General features: G+C 70.7%; 17 protein-coding genes. 7 read left to right on the forward strand and 10 right to left on the reverse strand.

Going from position 1 to position 17,961, the window contains the following annotated elements:
* Position 1: 1 nt before the first annotated feature.
* Positions 2-826: an alpha/beta fold hydrolase gene (locus ACFWN2_RS44395; RefSeq protein ID WP_382436733.1), complete on the forward strand. Its 825-nt coding sequence runs from the start codon at positions 2-4 to the stop codon at positions 824-826.
* Here ACFWN2_RS44395 and ACFWN2_RS44400 read toward each other — a convergent pair.
* Entirely contained in the window at positions 759-2,222 is a 1,464-nt protein-coding gene (locus ACFWN2_RS44400; RefSeq protein WP_382436734.1) for a hypothetical protein, read from the reverse strand. The two genes, ACFWN2_RS44395 and ACFWN2_RS44400, sit on opposite strands and share 68 nt — an antisense overlap.
* Positions 2,223-2,307: 85 nt before the next feature.
* Between ACFWN2_RS44400 and ACFWN2_RS44405 the strand changes: the two genes are divergently transcribed.
* From ACFWN2_RS44405 to ACFWN2_RS44415, 3 genes are read left to right on the forward strand one after another with little or no spacing between them, the layout of a single operon-like run.
* A complete protein-coding gene (locus tag ACFWN2_RS44405; RefSeq protein ID WP_382436735.1) occupies positions 2,308-3,426 on the forward strand; it encodes a sensor histidine kinase in 1,119 nt (372 codons plus the stop codon).
* Entirely contained in the window at positions 3,423-4,076 is a 654-nt protein-coding gene (locus tag ACFWN2_RS44410; protein ID WP_382436736.1) for a response regulator transcription factor, read from the forward strand. The genes ACFWN2_RS44405 and ACFWN2_RS44410 overlap by 4 nt, the downstream gene beginning before the upstream one ends.
* A gap of 49 nt (positions 4,077-4,125) precedes the next feature.
* Positions 4,126-4,710: an NTP transferase domain-containing protein gene (locus ACFWN2_RS44415; protein WP_382436737.1), complete on the forward strand. Its 585-nt coding sequence runs from the start codon at positions 4,126-4,128 to the stop codon at positions 4,708-4,710.
* Here ACFWN2_RS44415 and ACFWN2_RS44420 read toward each other — a convergent pair.
* Positions 4,685-5,293 carry a C39 family peptidase gene (locus ACFWN2_RS44420; protein WP_382436738.1) on the reverse strand — a complete coding sequence of 203 codons (609 nt, stop codon included), beginning with the start codon at positions 5,291-5,293 and terminating at the stop codon, positions 4,685-4,687. The two genes, ACFWN2_RS44415 and ACFWN2_RS44420, sit on opposite strands and share 26 nt — an antisense overlap.
* 225 nt (positions 5,294-5,518) lie before the next feature.
* Between ACFWN2_RS44420 and ACFWN2_RS44425 the strand changes: the two genes are divergently transcribed.
* A complete protein-coding gene (locus ACFWN2_RS44425; protein ID WP_382436739.1) occupies positions 5,519-6,469 on the forward strand; it encodes an ArsR family transcriptional regulator in 951 nt (316 codons plus the stop codon).
* Between the two features lie 73 nt (positions 6,470-6,542).
* Here ACFWN2_RS44425 and ACFWN2_RS44430 read toward each other — a convergent pair whose 3' ends face one another.
* Positions 6,543-6,725: a hypothetical protein gene (locus tag ACFWN2_RS44430; protein WP_382436740.1), complete on the reverse strand. Its 183-nt coding sequence runs from the start codon at positions 6,723-6,725 to the stop codon at positions 6,543-6,545.
* Positions 6,726-6,819: 94 nt separating this feature from the next.
* Between ACFWN2_RS44430 and ACFWN2_RS44435 the strand changes: the two genes are divergently transcribed.
* Both ACFWN2_RS44435 and ACFWN2_RS44440 read left to right on the forward strand, forming a co-directional pair.
* Positions 6,820-7,560, forward strand: coding sequence for an SIS domain-containing protein (locus tag ACFWN2_RS44435; protein WP_382436741.1), 741 nt, complete (start codon positions 6,820-6,822; stop codon positions 7,558-7,560).
* Positions 7,561-7,663: 103 nt separating this feature from the next.
* Complete coding sequence (locus tag ACFWN2_RS44440) at positions 7,664-9,193, forward strand: penicillin-binding transpeptidase domain-containing protein (protein ID WP_382436743.1); 1,530 nt, start codon at positions 7,664-7,666, stop codon at positions 9,191-9,193.
* Here ACFWN2_RS44440 and ACFWN2_RS44445 read toward each other — a convergent pair whose 3' ends face one another.
* The 7 genes from ACFWN2_RS44445 to ACFWN2_RS44475 all read right to left on the reverse strand — a co-directional run bounded on the left by ACFWN2_RS44445 (position 9,194) and on the right by ACFWN2_RS44475 (position 17,900).
* Positions 9,194-9,820 carry a response regulator gene (locus ACFWN2_RS44445; RefSeq protein ID WP_382436744.1) on the reverse strand — a complete coding sequence of 209 codons (627 nt, stop codon included), beginning with the start codon at positions 9,818-9,820 and terminating at the stop codon, positions 9,194-9,196.
* Positions 9,817-10,968, reverse strand: a complete 1,152-nt coding sequence (locus tag ACFWN2_RS44450) for a sensor histidine kinase (protein ID WP_382436745.1) — start codon at positions 10,966-10,968, stop codon at positions 9,817-9,819. Before ACFWN2_RS44450 ends, ACFWN2_RS44445 begins: the two co-directional genes overlap by 4 nt.
* Before the next feature lie 67 nt (positions 10,969-11,035).
* Positions 11,036-12,496: an FAD-binding oxidoreductase gene (locus ACFWN2_RS44455; RefSeq protein WP_382436746.1), complete on the reverse strand. Its 1,461-nt coding sequence runs from the start codon at positions 12,494-12,496 to the stop codon at positions 11,036-11,038.
* Between the two features lie 540 nt (positions 12,497-13,036).
* Entirely contained in the window at positions 13,037-14,917 is a 1,881-nt protein-coding gene (locus tag ACFWN2_RS44460; protein ID WP_382436747.1) for an ABC transporter ATP-binding protein, read from the reverse strand.
* A gap of 99 nt (positions 14,918-15,016) precedes the next feature.
* Positions 15,017-15,829, reverse strand: coding sequence for an enoyl-CoA hydratase/isomerase family protein (locus ACFWN2_RS44465; protein WP_382436748.1), 813 nt, complete (start codon positions 15,827-15,829; stop codon positions 15,017-15,019).
* 58 nt (positions 15,830-15,887) lie between these two features.
* Complete coding sequence (locus ACFWN2_RS44470) at positions 15,888-16,097, reverse strand: helix-turn-helix domain-containing protein (protein WP_030473247.1); 210 nt, start codon at positions 16,095-16,097, stop codon at positions 15,888-15,890.
* Positions 16,098-16,271: 174 nt separating this feature from the next.
* Entirely contained in the window at positions 16,272-17,900 is a 1,629-nt protein-coding gene (locus tag ACFWN2_RS44475; protein ID WP_382436749.1) for an ABC-F family ATP-binding cassette domain-containing protein, read from the reverse strand.
* Between the last annotated feature and the right edge of the window lie 61 nt (positions 17,901-17,961).

Here is a 17,961-nt window from a genome sequence, read left to right on the forward strand (position 1 = left end):
CGTGATCGACCACATCAGCATCGAGACCGAGGCAGGTTCCTTCGACGCCATCGCGTCCGGCCCCGAGGACGGCCGCCCGGTGTTGCTGCTGCACGGCTTCCCCGAGGCCGCCATCGAATGGGAGCACCAGGTCGCGGTGCTCGGCGTGAACGGCTTCCGCGCCGTCGCCCCCGACCAGCGCGGCTACTCCCCCGGCGTGCGGCCGGAACAGGCGTCCGAGTACACCGTCACGCACCTCGTCGGCGACGTGATCGCGATGGCGGACGCACTGGGCTGGGCCACGTTCGACCTGGTCGGGCACGACTGGGGCGGCGCCGTCGCGTGGTGGACGGCGATCGAGCACCCCGAGCGCCTGCGCACGCTGACCGTCTTCTCCACGCCGCACCCCGGCGCGTTGAAGACGGCGCTGCAGACCGACGAGGAGCAGTCGATGCGGTCGCGGTACATGCTCGACTGGCGTGAGCGCAGTACCGAGAAGCGCATGCTCGACAACAACGCCCACGCGCTCAAGCAGATGTTCGAGTGGCGGGTCCGGCCCTCGCACGTCGAGGAGTACGTCCAGCGCCTCAGCGAACCGGGCGCGCTGACCGCCGCCCTGAACTGGTACCGCGCAGGCAAGCCGCACGGCGCCGCCGACAAGGTGAGCGTCAAGACCATGTACGTGTGGAGCACCGAGGACGTCGCGTTCGGGTCGGTGGCCGCGTTCGAGACCGAGAAGTGGTGCACCGGGCCGTACCGGTTCGAGATGGTCGAGGACGTCAGCCACTGGATTCCCGAGGAGATCCCGGAAGCGGCGTCGTCGCTGATCCTCGAGAACCTGAACTAGCCAGCCACAGCGCCGCGGCCGTGTACGCGGCGAGCACCGCGAGGCCCGCCCACCACGGCAGCGGGTAGAACCCTGCCGACGGCGCGTAGTGCGCCGTCACCTGGGGGAACTCCACCAGTGTCTGCTTGACGGCGAACCCGGCGGCCGGGGTGAGCCGCAGCAGCCACTCCGCGACCGCGTCGGGCAGCAGCGGGACCGAGGTGACGGCGTAGGGCACGGCGACCAGCGCCAGTCCGGCGGTGATCGCAGGCCAGCCTCGGCGCAGCCACGCGCCCAGCCCGTACGCCAGGACCGAACAGAGCGCGAGCGCCGCGGCGACACCGGCGACCACCCGCACGAAGACCGGTACCGGCGAGGACGCGGCCGCGACGGCGACCCCGGCGGCGAGCAGTCCGGTGACGAAGGTGGCCGACCCGACGACGGCCGCCCCGGCACCGATCGTCCGCCGGGAGGCCGTGCGGGCGCCGTGGCCCGCCACGACGACGAGCACGACCACGAGCGCGATCACCAGACCGGACAACGTCTTCTCCGCGGCACGCGCGGCACCGCCCTCCCCGATCGGCCCGATGTCACCGATGCCGCTGACGGTCACGACGCCGTTCTTCTCCACAGCGCCGGACGCGTTGTGGAACTTCTCCCAGTCGGTGTGGTTCATCTCGCCGACCGAACCGCTCCGCCACGGCCCGCCGCCCCCGTTCACGGTGACGTTGTCGAAGACGCCGACGGCCTGGGTGAAGCGGACCTCCTCGATCGTGCCGCCGAGAGCTGTCCGGCGGAGCGTGAGGTCTCCCGGCGAGGTGGCGAAGAGTCCTACCTGGACGGTGTCCGGCAGTCCGGTGAGCTCCGCCGTCCCGACGACGTGCCACTGCCTGCCGTCCGACGACTCGGAACCGGTGACGGTGTCGCCCGACCGGGTAAGCCGCAGCCAGCGCGGGGACTGCTCCGAGACGCCGCCCGCGCTCCCGGCGACGTCGTGCCGGTAGTCGTGCTGGAAGCGCACGCCGTGGCTGCCGGTCAGCGCGAGCGCCGCGTACGGCGAGCCCTGCCGGGCGCCGTCCTTCACGATGATCCCGGTCTTCGCCCACGGCACGAGCCCCGGCACGATCTCGTCGTGGTCCGGTGGCGGGTAGGTGATCGTCCCGGTCATCGACGTCAACCTGACCGTGATGCTGCCGTCGCGGCCGAGGTCCTGGTGCCGGAACCAGAACGTGTCGCTGACGACGGACCCGTCACGGGCGGTGATCGCGGACGGGCACTGTTCGTCGCAGGACGGCTGGCCGCCGGAGGTCAGCAGACCCGGCACGACGACGGCGAGGGCCGCGGCGGCCAGGGACAGCAGGCGGACCGGGGTGCGGAACGTCGTCCACTCCCGGCGGAGCACTTCGGTGATCGGCATGGTGAGGGTCTACCGATCGGCTGATGACACGGGCCGAAGCGACGTTGTCATGCCGGTGTTAGGTCGTCGCGGGCATGCTGGCGCCATGAGCAGCGGAACCATCGGGGCGAGGTTCACGGTCCTGTACGCCGTCGTGTTCCTCCTGTCCGGCGCCGGACTGCTGGGCCTGACCTTCCTGCTGTCCGGCGGGCGGGTGAGCGATGTCGCGCCGCCGCCCGGCCTCGGCTCGGAGCAGCAGCTCGTCCTCCAGCTCCAGGCCCAGCTGGAGCAGGTGCACGCGCAGCAGCAACGTCAGCTGCTCGCGGGGTCGTTGGTGGCACTGGTCGTGATGGCGGTCGTCTCGCTGCTGGTCGGCCGGCTGCTCGCCCGGCGGGTGCTGCGGCCGTTGCGGACCATCACGAGCGCCACGCGGCGCATCTCCGCCGAGAGCCTGGACCGGCGGCTCGCCGTCACCGGCCCCGCCGACGAGGTGAAGGGCCTCGCCGACACCATCGACGAGTTGCTCGAACGGCTTGAGGTGTCGTTCGTCGCGCAGCGCCGTTTCGTCGCCAACGCCTCCCACGAGTTGCGCACCCCGCTCGCGACCATGCGCGCGTCGGCGGACGTGGCGGCCGCGAAACCCGGCCAGGCCGCCTCGACGGTGGCGCTCGCGGACCGCCTGCGCGTCCAGCTCGACCGGGTCGACCACCTGCTCGACGGGTTCCTCGTGCTGGCCAGGGCGCAGCACGGCGGAATCGCGGACGCCGCCCCGGTCGACCTGCGCGACCTCGTCGACGTCGCGGTGCGCGAGCTGTCCGCCGAGATGGCGGCGAAGGAACTGACCGTGGAGGTCGACGTGCCGGCGGGAACGGACACGCACGGCAGTCCGGCGCTGCTGGCGCGACTCGTCGGCAACCTGGTCGACAACGCCGTGCGGCACAACGAGACCGGCGGCTGGATCGGGATCAGCGCGGCCGCGGGCGAGGAGGTGACGCTCGTCGTCGAGACCGGCGGCCCCGTCTTCGACCAGCGGGAGGTCGACCGGCTGGCCCAGCCCTTCGAACGGCTCGGCGGTGAGCGCGTCGGCTCCTCCGGCCTGGGTCTGTCCATCGTGGCCGCCGTCGCCACCGCGCACGGCGGCCGCCTCGGACTGCTGGCCCGGCCGGAGGGTGGCCTGCGCGTGTCGATCGTGCTCGCGGCCGTGAAAACACCGGTGCCGGCATGAGAGTCCTCGTCGTGGAGGACGACCGCGCGCTCGCCGAGGTCGTCGCGGAAGGGCTGCGCGACCAGGGGATGCCCGTCGACCTCGCGCACGACGGGCTCGCCGCTGCCGAGGCCGACCTCACCGGGTACGACGTCGTGGTCCTGGACCGCGACCTGCCGGGACTGCACGGTGACGTGCTGTGCCAGATGATCACCGAACGGGCGGACCGGCCGATGGTGCTGATGGTCACCGCGGCGAGCGCGCCCGGCGACCGGGTCAGCGGACTGACCCTCGGCGCCGACGACTACCTCGCCAAGCCCTTCCACTTCCCCGAACTGGTCCTGCGCGTGCGGGCGCTGGCCCGCCGCAGGCCGGACGCCAGGCCCAGGGTGGTGCGCCTGGCGGGAATCGAGCTGGACCCGGTGCGGCGGACCGTCGTCCGCGACGGCCGGCAGCTCGCGCTCTCGGTGAAGGAGTTCGCCGTGCTGGAGGCCCTGCTGCGGGCGCACCCCGGCTTCCTCAGCGCCGAGTCGCTGCTCGAACGGGTCTGGGACGAGAACGCCGACCCGTTCACCAACACGGTCGCGGTGACGGTGGGCCGGCTGCGGCGCAAGCTGGGCGAGCCGCCGATCATCTCGACCACACCGGGAGTCGGCTACCGGATCGGCTGACTCCCCGCCGCACGGGCCGTTTCCCCGATGAGCCACTAGATTCGGCCACATGCGCGTGGCCGGTCTTCTGCTCGCCGCGGGGGCCGGCCGCCGGTTCGGCTCCCCCAAGGCCCTCGTCCCGTTGGACGGCAAGCTCTTCGTGGACTCGGCCGCCGAACTGCTCAGAACGGCCGGCTGCGCCCCGGTCGTCGTGGTGCTCGGCGCGCAGGCCGCGGAAGTGCGCTCCCGAGCCGTTCTCGACGGCGTGACGGTCGTCGACAACCCGCGCTGGGAGACCGGCATGGGGTCGTCGTTGCAGACCGGACTGCGCGCGGTCGGCAGCGCGGACGCGGTGCTCGTCCTCCCCGTCGACACGCCTGGTGTCACGGTCGCCGCACTGCACCGTCTCATGGCCCTCGCCGAACCGAAAGCGCTGGCCAGAGCCACCTACCACGGTGAGATCGGGCATCCCGTGCTGATCGGGTCGGACCACTTCGCTGGCGTGATGTCGTCGGCGGCGGGCGACCACGGCGCGCGGGACTACCTCAAGGCGAACACCGTCCGCCACGTCGACTGCGCTGACGTGGCGGACGGTGCGGACGTCGATCGGCCGGAGGACCTGAGCGCGATCAGGCCACGTAGCGGCGGAGCTTGATGCCCGACGACACGTTGGACGCGCTCAGCCACGCGAGCTTGCCACCCGCGTAGGCCGGGTCGGCGACGGCGAACTCGTTGCCGCCCGCCCGGTAGCCGACGATCGTGGCGTAGTGGCCGCCGGAGTAGCTGCGGCCGTTGAGCTTGACCACGTTGATGACGACGGCGTGGCCGCGGTTGGCGTTGTAGACGACGTCGGCCTTGAGCTTCGTGAGCAGCTGCGAGTCGGACGACCACTGCTTGACCTGGTAGTAGGTCGAACCGGTGTAGTGGTCGAGCGCGTTCTCGAGGTTCTTGATGTTGGGCAGGCCGTTGGTCGTGACCTTCATGTACGACGCGAGCGTGGACTGCTCGACCTTCTTGCCCCGCGCCGTCAACGCGATGCGGGCGGCCGCGGCGGAGCACCAGTAGCCGGTCTTCTGCACCTGGAACTCGTGCGGCAGAACGCCTTCACCCTGGATGCCGAGCTCGGCGGCGGCCGGGATGACGGTCTCGCCGGGCGAGGCGAGCGCGACCGGCGCGGTCAGGATGGTCATGGCGACACCGGCGGCCGCGATCGCCCCGGTGATCTTCGCGAGCTTCATCGATCTGATCCCCTCAGTGGTGGCGCCGGTCCCCTGTCCGGCGCTCGGCAGAAGCTTGGCGGGAGCGCTCGAACGGTCGCCACCACATTCGGTCAGGACCTAAAAACGCAGGCAGGAGCCCTGAAAGCCGCGCACGCACCTACTCAGAGTGGGTGATATGCACCTTTCGGCTGACCTGTCTCGAATCCGGTACAGGCCCCGGTCCGCTGTGCCAGCCTGCTTGCTGTGCTGCGTGTCCACTTCACGGCGGAGGACCTGGCGAGGGTGCGTGTCGCCGCGGGTCCCGACCCGATGTGGGAGATCCTGCTGAGCCTGCACGTGCTGCGGCAGCGGTCGGCGACGCCCGTGTTCGGCACGTGGCGTGCGACGGCGCGGACGACGTTGCCCGACGACGCCCGCTGGCTCATGCAACTCGCCCCGCCGGTCGGTTACTCGCCCGACTTCCTGACGCCCACCGCGGGTTCGTGCGCGGTGGACGCGGGCATCGACGCCGTGCTGTCGACGCCGGTCGAGTCGTTGCGCGCGGACCTGGGCCAACTGGACTGCCGGCAACGCCTAGACCCGCGCACACACCTCCTGGCGTGCGGCGACGTGGCCACGTTGGACTCCTTGGGCGACGCGTTGCGCGCCTACTACAGCAGCGCGCTCGCTCCGATCTGGTCCGACGTGCGGGCCGTCGTCGACGCCGACCGCGCGGTGCGGGCGCGGTCGTTCCTGGACAACGGCTGCGAAGGCATGCTCGCGTCGCTGCACCCGACGATCACGTGGACGCCGTCCGTGCTGTCGATCGAGTCGCGCTTCCCCCAGCGGGACGTCCACCTGCGCGGCCAGGGCCTGGTGCTCGTGCCGTCGTACTTCTGCTGGGAACGGCCGATCATGCTCCGCGACCAGAGCCGCACCCCCGTGCTGGTCTACCCGATCGCCCGCGACCTGCACGTGACGAGCGCGGGCAAACGGCCGCTGGAGGCGTTGCTCGGCCGCACCCGCGCCGCCGCGCTGGAGGTCATCGCCGGTGGCTGCACCACCACGGAACTGGCCAGGCGCCTGGGCATCTCCGCCGCCTCGGCCAGCGCGCACGCCTCGGTGCTGCGCGACGCGGGCCTCGCCGTCGCCCAGCGCCACCGCAACTCGGTGCTGCACACCGCGTCGGCGCTGGGCGTCGAACTGCTGGCTTAGGACCTGTCTCGGACTAAGGCCTGGTGCGCACCGCCGCCAGCAGCGCATCCACCAATGACGTCGAACCGCTGCCTCAGGGCCTCGTTCGCACCGCCGCCCGAGCGCACCCGCCGGCGACGACGAGCTGCGCCAGCGCCACCCACACCGGCCAGAGCTCGGAGTAGGTCACCGCCAGCGCGATGTGCGTGGCCGCCGCCGCCGTGAAGACCGCGACCAGCACCACCCAGAAGTAGAAGTACCGCCTGATCCAACCCACCCCCTGCCCGCACGAGTCCCTCATCGCGCGTATCGAGGTTTGTGGTGCCCGGGTTACTGGTGGGGTCATCCGTGATCGGGTACTACTGACCGGCATGACGACCGACACCGTGACCGGATCCGACTACGGCAACCTCGTGCGCACGCACCTGACGCGCGTCGAGCAGCACAACGCGTCCGCGCTCGACGACGTGGCCGAGCTCGTGCTGGCCGCCGTCCAGGCCGACGGAATCCTCCTCACCGCGGGCGCGGGGCACTCGCTGGCAGCGGTCGCCGAGACCTTCTACCGCGCGGGTGGTCTGGCCTGCGTGCGCCCGATCTACCACCCCGAGCTGCTGCCGATGCACGGCGCGATCAGCAGCACCTCCGCCGAACGCCGCTCCGGCCTCGCGGGTGAGGTGCTCGGCGAGTCCGGCCTCGCGCCGCACGACGTGCTGTTCGTGTTCTCGACCTCCGGCGTCAACTACTACCCCGTCGAGCTGGCCCAGGAGGCCGCGAGCAAGGGCTGCCCCGTCGTCGCCGTGACGTCCGTGGCGTCGAGCGCGCAGGCTCCGCGCCGTGCGGGCGTCACGCTGGCGGAGGTCGCCACGGTCGTCCTCGACAACCTGGTGCCGCCCGGCGACTCGACCTATCCGGCGGAGGCCCCGGTGACGGCGGCGATCTCCACGGTGGCCACGACGTTCCTGTGGAACCTGCTGATGGTCCGCCTGCACGACAAGGCGGCCGAGTCCGGCGTGCAGCTGCCGTTGTGGCGCAGCGCGAACGTGGAGGGCGGCGACGCGGCCAACGCCGACCTGCTGAGGCACTACCAGACCCGCATCCCCCAGCTGGGATGAGTAGAAATCCTCAGTTCTTCTCAGCAGGTCACCGTTAGTCTCCCAGCGGGGAAGCACTTGTCTGGGGGGACTTGCAGTGGAACAGAAGACCCGTAGATGGATCTTGGTCAGCGGAGCGCTCGTCACGACGGCCGTCGTCGCAGTGGCGGGCGTTCTGCTGTGGTCGGGCAGCAGGACCACGGTGGTCGCCGACGAACCGCCGAAGCCGGCCGAGACTCCGACCCAGGTCGCGAGCTCGTTCCTGACCAGGGCGTTCTCGGGACCCGCCAGCGCCGCCGTCTTCACCGACGCGCCGGAAGCGGCGTCGGCGGCCCTCGAAGCCACCAGGACCGGCATGGGCACCTCCGCGTACCAGGCCACCGTCGCGAGATCCGAACCGCCGGCGCCTGACGCCACCGCCACCGAGCTCACCGCGGCCGTCACGTGGACGATGCCGGGCTCCGCGGTGCTGAAGTACGAGATCAAGGTGCCGATGACGCGCGCGGGCGGCTCGTGGAAGGTCCACTGGACCCCCGCGCTCGTCCACCCGCAGCTCACCGAGGGCGCCTCCCTCACCTACCGCAAGGCGCTGGCGGACGGTGCGCTGCTCGGCCGCGACGGCAAGCCGTTGGTGCAGGGCACGATCCCGGACGGCCTGCACAAGACGATCACCGGTGTGGTCGGCGACGTGAAGGGCACCGACGGCTGGGAGGTCGGCATCACCGCGGGCGGCGCGTTCACGAAGCTCGACGGCAAGGCGGCGGAGGGTGGCGAGAAGATCACCGTCACCATCGACCCGGCCCGTCAGGCTGCGGCCCAGGCGGCGGTGGACGCGCTCCCACAGGGTGCGTCGATCGTCGCGATCGAGGCGTCCACCAGCGAGGTGCTGGCCGTGGCGCAGAACAAGGCGTTGAGCGGCACCAACCCGTTCGTCGGCCGGTACGCCCCCGGCTCGACGATGAAGATCGTCACCGCGGCGGCGGCCATGAACGCGGGGCTCGTGCAGGCGAACACCGCCGTTGCGTGCCCCGCCAAGGCCACCATCGGCACCCGCACGATCAGCAACGCGGGCTTCGGCCACGACAGCGTGCCGTTCCACACGGCGTTCGCGCTGTCCTGCAACACGACGTTCGGCGACCTGGGCTCCAAGCTCGACCCGAACGCCCTGCCGGACATGGCGAAGCGCTTCGGCCTGGGCGCCGACTGGACCGTGCCCGGCGCGGACACGAACACCGGCAAGGTGCCGCCCGCCACCGGGGACCAGCGGGTGGAGAACAGCTTCGGGCAGGGCAACGTGGTGGCCAGCCCGTTCGGCATGGCGCTGGTCGCCGCCACCGTCGTCTCCGGCAAGACCCCGGCGCCGACTCTGTTGCGCGGCAAGCCCTCCGAACCGAACGACGTCGCGGCGGGCCCTCCGGCGGCGGTGCTGGCGCCGTTGCGGGCCATGATGCGCGAGGTCGTCACCTCCGGAACCGCCAAGCAGCTCGCCGCAATCCCCGGCCTGGCGGGGAAGACCGGCACGGCGGAGGCAGGTGGCGGCGACGAGCACGGCTGGTTCGTGGGCTACCAGGGCAACGTGGCGTTCGCGGTGGTCGTGGAGAAGGCAGGGTCGTCGGCCAGCGCGCTGAACGCGACGGCCGCGTTCCTGCGGTGATCAGCGGTTCTCGCGCGGCACGATCAGCCCGCGGTGGAACGCCTCGGTGACGGCGGCCGCCCGGTCGCTCACCTCCAGCTTGGCGTAGATGTTGAGCAGGTGTGACTTGACGGTGGCCTCGGTGATGAACAGTCCCTTGGCCACGTCGCGGTTCGTCGCCCCGCCGGCGACGAACCTCAGCACCTCCAGCTCGCGCGGGCTGAGCACCGCGGCCGCCTCGGTGCGCACCCGTTTCATCAGCAACGCCGCCGCGGCAGGCGCTAGCACCGCCTCACCCCGCGCGGTGGCCCTGACAGCGCGCACGAGCTCGTCGCGCGGAGCGTCCTTGAGCAGGTAGCCGGTGGCGCCCGCCTCGATCGCCGACACCACGTCGTTGTCGTTGTCGTACGTGGTCAGCACGAGCACCTGCGCGGTGCCGGCCAGCTCCCTGGTGGCGGCCAGGCCGTCCGTGCCCGGCATGCGCAGGTCCATCAGCACGACGTCGGGCTTGAGGGCCTTCGCGAGCCGCACCGCCTCGGCGCCGTCACCCGCCTCCCCGACCACCTCGAAACCGGGGTCCTGGGCGAACAGGCTCGTGAGCCCGTCCCTGACCACCGGGTGGTCGTCGACGACCAGGACCTTGATCACGCTCTCGCCTCCACCGGCACGCGGGCGGACACCCCGGTGCCCGCACCGATTTCCGACTCGACCTGCACGGTGCCCGCCAGTCCCTCGATCCGCTGCCTCATCGCTTCGAGCCCGAACCCGTCCGCCGTGCTCGTCTCGAACCCGCACCCGTCGTCGCGCACGTCCAGCGCCACCTCGTTCTCCAGATAGGACACCGTGACGCCGACCCGGCTGGCCCGCGCGTGCCGCGCGACGTTCGCCAGCGCCTCCTGAGCGGCCCTGAGCAGCGCGACCTCGGCCTCCGGCGCGATCAGCCGCGCCTCGCCGGTGGTGACGACCCGCACCTGGACGTCGTGCAGCGCCGACCACCTCTCCGCGACCTGCCGCACCGCCTCGATCAACCGCTTGGTGCGCAACGGTTCGGGACGCAGTGCCTTCACCGACCGCCGCGTCTCGTCGAGACTCTCCCTGGCGAGCTCGGTGGCGGCGGCGACGTGCCGGGGCCAGGTCGTCTCGTCGGCCGCGCGGAGCTGGCTGATGATGCCGGTGAGCCCCTGCGCGAGCGTGTCGTGGATCTCGCGAGCCATCCGCTGGCGTTCGTCGCGCACACCGGCCTCCCGTGCCCGCACCACGAGCTGTTCCTGCAGGACCTCGTTCTCCGCCAACGACTCCGCGAGCCTCCGGTTCGCTTCACGGGCCTGGGCGAGCGCCTGCTCCCGTTCCGCCTCCTGCTGCTCGGCCCGGCGCGCGACGAAGGCGTACGCGACCATCGGCACGGCGTTGCCCGCCATCACCGCGACCCAGATGGCGACCCCTCCGACCGTGGACTTGTCGATCGCGTACGACTGCGCCGTACCCGCCACCGCCGCGACCGCCGCCACCCCGACCGGTTGCCACGGAAAGGGAATCGCCAGGAACGTGTAGTAGTACGGCACCGGGGTGAGGAACCCGAACAACGGGTTGAGCACCACCAACGCTCCCGTGAGCACGGTCAGCCCGACCGCGGACACCCACGGCCGCACCGCTTTCGTCGTGGTGCCCACCGCCAGCCACGCGGCCGTGCACACGCACAGCACGAGCTCTGCGGGCTCCGGTCGTCGGTCGAGAAATGTGGCGGCGGCCAGCAACGCCAGCAGGACGTACGGCCACCGCGCTCCCGGAATGCTCATCAGCGTTCCTCCCCCGTGCGTGAGCCTAGTGGTGTGTCACGCGACGTCGGCGGCGCAATCCACACCACTAACCAGGTTCGATCGACAGGGCGTGCCTGAACACGTTGTGCGGGTCGTACTTCGCCTTGATCCGCTGCAGCCGCGGGTAGTTGTCCTTGTAGTACAGGCGTTGCGCGGACACCCCCGACGTGTTCCAGGCAGGATCCGCGAGGTCGGCGTCGGCGTAGTTGATGTAGGAACCGTCGTTGACCTCGTTGGGCACAGGCACACCACCCGTTGCGGCATACACGTCCCGATAAAGTTCACGCACCCAAGCGAGGTTCGCCGCGTCCTCCTGCTCCTCACTCCACACCGACTGGTAGACCGCCTTCATCACCACGTCCCGGTTCGCGATCGCCGTCTCGTGCGGCGCCACCGCGTTCGCCTGCCCGCCGTACCCGATCAGCAACACGCTCCCCTGCGCCCCGTTCGGACCAGTGAGGTTGCGCCACAAGGCCTTGCACTGCTCCACCGTGAACGCCCGGCGCAGGTACCCGGCCTTGATCTTGTACCGCCGCGTCAGCACATCACCGGGCTCCCCAGTGCCCGGCCACGTCATCTTGTGCAACCACGGCACCGTCTTGCGCAACTCGAACACGGGCGTCAGCCCCTCGGACACCGCCGCGACGAACGCGTCCACCATCGCGCCGACGCCCGGCAGGTCCGCATCGGCCTGCACCGACAACATCACCACCCCACCGGCCTGGTGCTTGACCTCAAGCACCCCGTAGAGCCCGGTCTCCGCAGCCCCCGGCGCACTGTGCCGCTCGTGCCACACCCCGAAGTTGCGCACCAACCCGGCGAGCTTCTCCTCGGTGAACTGCCCCCAGTCCCAGAAGACCACGTGCTGCACCATGTTCCGGGGCATCGCCGGCAACACCGCCTTGTCCCCAGGCGACCGCAACCAGTACTTCGTCACCACCCCGAAGTTCCCACCGCCACCCCCGGTGTGCGCCCACCACAACTCGCGGTGCGGATCCCCGGCCTCCCGCGTGGCGACCACGGCCCGAGCCCTGCCGTCCTTCCCGACCACGACCACCTCGACCCCGTACAGGTGATCCACCACGGCCCCGTACCGCCGGGACAGGGGCCCGTAGCCACCCCCGGCGATGTGCCCACCGGCCCCCACCTCAGGACACCCACCGCCGGGAACGGTGACCCCCCACCCGGCACAAAGAGCCTTGTAGACCTGTCCCAGCGTCGCCCCGGGCTCCACCACGAAGGCCTTCCTGCCCGCGTCGAACCCGACCTCGTCCAACCCGGACAGATCGACCAGCGTCCGAACCTCAGGTGCGGCCGTGAAGTTCTCGAAGCAGTGCCCGCCACTGCGCACGGCAACCCGCCGCCCACCTCGAACCGCGTCATCCACGGCACGCACGACCTGGTCGGTCGTCGAAGCCACCCGAATCTCGTCGGGCCGCCCGACGAACCGGAAGTTGTTCCCCCGCACCAGGTTCTCGTACCGGACGTCCCCAGGCGGAATCCGCACAGCCGCCGCCCCACCCCCTGCGGCCCCACGCCCTAAGGCCTCGGCCCGTCCCTGCACAACCGCCCCGCCCGCCAGCGCACCGGCACCAGCCAACAGCGCCCGCCGACTGACGCGCCCGCCCCCGGAGTTGCTCATCTCGTTCCCTTCCGCGTTGGTGGTTCCACCGTCGCGGATCGGACCCGGTGGGACATCAGCCGATGACCCGGCCGACCGGATGACCCGCGAACCAACCGATCGGCTGGGTGGGGTCCACCGCGCGGTCGCGGCGAGACGAGAGGAGTGGGGCGAAGCCTGGGTGGGGCGGCTAGCGCGGGGTAGGGCAGCACGACGCGGGGCGGGATGGCGGGACAGGCGCCGGATGCGGGGTGGGGCGGCTAGCGCGGGGCAGGGCAGCACGACGCAGGGGCGGGATAGGCGCCGGATGCGGGGCGTGTCGGGAAGGCGGGGTGCTGAGGCGCCCAGGTCACAGCATTCAGGCGCCCCTTCGCTGGAGCCGGCGCCACCTCGCCAGGCGGCCGACCCCAGCAAACCCCCGCCGACTCAATTCGTCTGGGGCACCTCGACCCGCGAACTGAACCGAGGTGTCCGCACCACCCCGACCACGGGCGGCTCGGCGAACTGGGTGTTGTAGAGATCCGCGTACCGGCCCTCAGCAGCCATCAACTCGGTGTGCGTTCCCCTCTCCACGATCTCCCCGTGCTCCAGCACCAGAATCTGGTCAGCGGCCCGGATCGTCGACAACCGGTGAGCGATCACCAGCGAGGTCCGCCCCTGCAAGGCCTCGGTCAGAGCCTCCTGCACGGCGGCCTCGGACTCCGAGTCCAGGTGCGCGGTCGCCTCGTCCAGGATCACCACCCGAGGCTTGGCCAGCAGCAGCCGGGCGATCGTGAGCCGCTGCCGTTCCCCGCCGGACAGCCGGTACCCGCGCTCCCCGACCACGGTGTCGAGCTGGTCCGGCAGCGACGTCACCAGATCCAGCAGCCGCGCCCGCCGCAACGAGTCCCACAGCTCGTCGTCACTCGCGCCGGGTGCCGCGTACTCCAGGTTCGCCCGGATCGTGTCGTGGAACAGGTGCCCGTCCTGGGTGACCACGCCGACGGAGGCGCGCAGTGCATCGAAGCTCAGGTCGCGAACGTCCACACCGGACAGAAGCACGGCTCCTGAGTCAACGTCGTAGAGCCGGGGCACGAGCGAGGCGAGCGTCGACTTGCCGGCACCCGACGACCCCACCAGAGCCACGAGCTGGCCGGCCTCGGCCTTGAAACTGACTCCGTGCAGCACTTCCTCGCCGCCGCGAGTGTCCAAAGTGGCCACGGACTCCAGCGAGGCGAGCGACACCTTGTCCGCGGACGGGTAGGCGAAGCGCACGTCGGAGAACTCCACCGAGACGGGCCCTGACGGCACGGGCGCGGCGTCCGGCTTCTCCTTGATCATCGGGTCGAGGTCCAGCACCTCGAAGACGCGCTCGAACGACACCAGTGCCGTCATCAGGTCGACGCGAGCGTTGGCGAGAGCCGTCAGCGGTGCGTAGAGGCGGGTCAGCAGCAGCGCGAGCGACACCACGGCACCCGCTGCCAGGTGGCCGGTCAGCGCCAGGTAGCCGCCCAGGCCGTAGACCAGCGCCTGCGCCAGGGCCGACACCAGGGTCAGGCCCGTCATGAACCAGCGGGTGGCCATCGCGGTCCGGATGCCGATGTCGCGGACCTTCGCGGCCTTCTCCGAGAACTCCTGCTCCTCGCGGGCGGGACGGCCGAAGAGCTTCACCAGGGTCGCGCCCGGTGCCGAGAAGCGCTCGGTCGACTGCGTGACCATCGACGCGTTCAGGGTCGAGGCCTCGCGCTGCATGTCCGCCATGCGGCGGCCCATGCGCTTGGCGGGCAGCACGAAGACCGGCAGCAGGACCAGGGCCAGTGCGGTGACCTGCCACGACAGGGTGAACATGACCCCCAGCGACAGCACCAGCTGGATGATGTTCGTGACGAAGCCGGACAACGTCGAGGTGAACGCGCGCTGGGCGCCGATCACGTCGTTGTTCAGGCGCGAGACGAGCGCTCCGGTACGTGTGCGTGTGAAGAACGCGACGGGCATCTTCTGCACGTGGCCGAACACGGCGCGACGCAGGTCGTAGATCAGACCCTCACCGATGCGGGTCGACTGCCATCGCTCGACCACGCCCAGGCCGGCGTCGAGCACGGCGATCGCGGCGATCGCCACCGCCAGCCACACCACGACGGACGGCACGGAGCCGCCGACGATCGCGTCGACCACCCTGCCGGCGAGCAGCGGCGTCGACACCGCGAGCACCGACGAGACCACCGTGAGCAGCAGGAACACGAGCAGCTTCGCCCGATGGGGCCGGGCGAACGCCAGCACGCGCCGGAAGGTGCCGCGGCGCACCTTGTCGGGCGCGTCCGAGGTCACCCCCATCATGAATCGCCAAGAGCTGTATCCGTCCACGCTGATAAGAACAGCACAGCGGTCTGACAATTCCGTCGCGGGCGGCTAGGAACCAGGCAGGGTTCAGCTTTGAGCGGACAGGGCCGCGAACGACTGCAGCCGGCGCAGCTGGGCGGCGCGCTCCAGCGCGAGCTGGGCCTCCGCCATCGGCGCCTCGGCAGCGGCCGCGATCAGCGCGAGCGTCTCCGAGACGGCACCGGCCGCCGGCTTCAGAACGGCGGCCACCAGCGCCTCGACGGCCTCGTTCAGCCCGGCAGCGGGCACGACGGAGTTCGCGAGGCCGATCCGCAGCGACTCCTCCGCCGGGACCCGGCGGGAGGTCACGCACATCTCGGCCGCGCGCGAGTACCCCACGAGACGCACCAACGGCAGCGTGCCGCCGAGGTCGGGCACGAGTCCCAGCCCGGTCTCGGCCATGCAGAACTGCGCGTCCTCGGTGAGCACGCGGAAGTCGCACGCCAGTGCCAGCTGGAATCCCGCGCCGATGGCATGCCCTTGCACCGCGGCGATCGTCACGCGTGCCGGGTCGCGCAGCCAGGTGAACCCGGCCTGGTACGACGCGATCCGGGCGTCCGCCTCCTCGGGAGGCAGTGCCAGGAGCGCACCGAGACCGCCGGGCTCGCCGTCGACGGGCTCACCGGTGAACATGCGCCGGTCCAGCCCCGCCGAGAAGGCGCGGCCAGAGCCCCGGACGACCACCACTCGGACGTCCGGGTCCAGCTGTTCGCCGATGTGCCGCAACGCCTGCCACGTGGCCGGCGTCTGCGCGTTGAGCACGTCGGGACGATCGAGCGTGATGGTCGCGCGCGGCCCGGAGATCGCGAGCCGAACGCCACCGCGCTCGAGCACGCCAGCGTCGATGGAAGGCACTGGCATGGTCGTTACCTCCGGCGACTAGAAGCTAGTTACCGGAGAGTAGCAGTCTGGGTTCGGGCTACTTCTTCTTCGTCCGGGTGGCGCCACCGCGACCGCGCAGCGTGACCCCGGATTCCGACAGAACCCGGTGCACGAAGCCGTAGGAACGCCCGGTGCTCTCGGCCAAAGCCCGGATGCTCGCGCCCTTTTCGTACTTCTTCTTCAGGTCAGCGGCCAGCTTGTCCCGCGTGGCGCCGGTGATCCGGGCACCCTTCTTCAGGTCAGCCACCTTGTCCCGCCTTCCGTACGAGCAGGTGGGCCGTTGCACGGCCCCTGTCGTCGCAATGATCGAACAGGAACCGGCAGAACGCCAGGTGATCAAGCAAAGAGATCGCCGAACGGTCGATTCGATCACACTCAGTTGATCACAGAACGCGCTCGGTAGTCCTTTGAGGGGTGGAGATCACGCCAGCTGGACGAGGTCGAGGTAGTCCTCGGACCAGTGGTCCTCGGTGCCGTCGGGCAGCAGGATGACCCTCTCGGGCTCCAGCGCCTCGACCGCTCCGGGGTCGTGCGTCACGAGGACGACAGCGCCCTCGTAGCGCCGCAACGCGTCGAGAACCTGCTCGCGCGAGGCCGGGTCGAGGTTGTTCGTCGGCTCGTCGAGCAGCAGCACGTTCGCCGCCGACGACACCAGTCCGGCCAGCGCCAGTCGCGTCTTCTCGCCACCGGACAACGTGCCCGCGGGCTGGTCGAGCTGCTCGCCGCTGAACAGGAACGTGCCGAGCAACGACCGCAGCCGCTGCTCCTGCTCGTCCGGCGCCATGTGGCGGATGTTCTCCCACACCGACGCGTTGTGGTCGAGCGTCTCGTGCTCCTGCGCGAAGTAGCCGATCTTCAGGCCGTGACCGGGCACGATCTTGCCCGCGTCCATCTTCTCGCTGCCGCCCAGCAACCGCAGCAGCGTCGTCTTGCCTGCGCCGTTGAAACCGAGCACGACGACGCGGGAACCCTTGTCGATGGCCAGGTCCACGCCGGTGAAGATCTCCAGCGAGCCGTAGGACTTGCTCAGACCCTCTGCCATCAAAGGGGTCTTGCCGCACGAGGCGGGCGCCGGGAAGCTGATCCGCGCGACCTTGTCGCTCTGGCGCACGTCGTCGAGCCCATCGAGCAGCTTCTGCGCGCGCTTCGCCATGTTCTGCGCCGCAACGGCCTTCGTGGCCTTCGCGCCCATCTTGGCGGCCTGCGTCATCAGCGCGCCGGCCTTCTTCTCGGCGTTGGCGCGCTCACGGCGACGGCGCTTCTCGTCCGTCGCACGGGCTTCGAGGTACTTCTTCCAGCCGAGGTTGTAGATGTCGACCTCGCCGCGAATGGCGTCGAGGAACCACACCTTGTTCACGACGTCGTCGAGCAGCTCGACGTCGTGGGAGATCACGACGAGGCCGCCGTCGTGCGACTTGAGGAAGCCGCGCAGCCACGTGATCGAGTCGGCGTCGAGGTGGTTCGTCGGCTCGTCGATCAGCAGGATCGTGCTCGACTTCGCGCCGACACCGGCCTCCGAGGCGGCGAACAGGATGCGCGCCAGCTCCACGCGGCGGCGCTGACCACCCGAGAGCGTGCTGAGCGGCTGCGCGAGAACGCGGTCCGGCAGGCCGAGGTTCGAGCAGATGCGCGCGGCCTCGGACTCGGCGGCGTAGCCACCCAGCGAGGAGAAGCGCTCCTCCAGCTTGCCGTACTTGGTGACGGCGACGTCGAGCTCGTCCGGGTCGACCAGCTCGGCCATCTTCGACTGGGCCTTCTCCATGTCGCGGAGCAGCTGGTCGAGGCCGCGCGCGGACAGCACGCGGTCCTTGGCGATGACGGACAGGTCGCCCTCGCGCGGGTCCTGCGGGAGGTAGCCGAGCGCGCCCTTGCGCATGATGGCGCCGGCGTACGGCTCGCCCTCACCGGCGAGAACGCGGAGAGAGGTGGTCTTGCCGGCACCGTTGCGGCCCACGAGGCCGATGCGGTCGCCGGGCTGGACGCGAAGGTTGGCGCCGCTCACGAGAATGCGTGAGCCCGCGCGCAACTCCATGTCGGTTGCGGTGATCAAGAGAAACTCCGGGTAGCTGCGAAAAGCCGGGCATGACAAGGGATGGCACGTCCGGGTCGGC

Origin of the sequence: Lentzea sp. NPDC058436 (assembly GCF_042721515.1) — a bacterium.
Classification (GTDB): Bacteria; Actinomycetota; Actinomycetes; order Mycobacteriales; family Pseudonocardiaceae; genus Lentzea.

Bases quoted from the DNA above. Each gene is read 5' to 3' on its own strand.
- ACFWN2_RS44400 (WP_382436734.1), bottom strand. From the start codon at position 2,222: ATGCCGATCACCGAAGTGCTCCGCCGGGAGTGGACGACGTTCCGCACC.
- ACFWN2_RS44450 (WP_382436745.1), bottom strand. From the start codon at position 10,968: ATGAGCATTCCGGGAGCGCGGTGGCCGTACGTCCTGCTGGCGTTGCTG.
- ACFWN2_RS44410 (WP_382436736.1), top strand. From the start codon at position 3,423: ATGAGAGTCCTCGTCGTGGAGGACGACCGCGCGCTCGCCGAGGTCGTC.
- ACFWN2_RS44420 (WP_382436738.1), bottom strand. From the start codon at position 5,293: ATGAAGCTCGCGAAGATCACCGGGGCGATCGCGGCCGCCGGTGTCGCC.
- ACFWN2_RS44465 (WP_382436748.1), bottom strand. From the start codon at position 15,829: ATGCCAGTGCCTTCCATCGACGCTGGCGTGCTCGAGCGCGGTGGCGTT.
- ACFWN2_RS44415 (WP_382436737.1), top strand. From the start codon at position 4,126: ATGCGCGTGGCCGGTCTTCTGCTCGCCGCGGGGGCCGGCCGCCGGTTC.
- ACFWN2_RS44435 (WP_382436741.1), top strand. From the start codon at position 6,820: ATGACGACCGACACCGTGACCGGATCCGACTACGGCAACCTCGTGCGC.
- ACFWN2_RS44405 (WP_382436735.1), top strand. From the start codon at position 2,308: ATGAGCAGCGGAACCATCGGGGCGAGGTTCACGGTCCTGTACGCCGTC.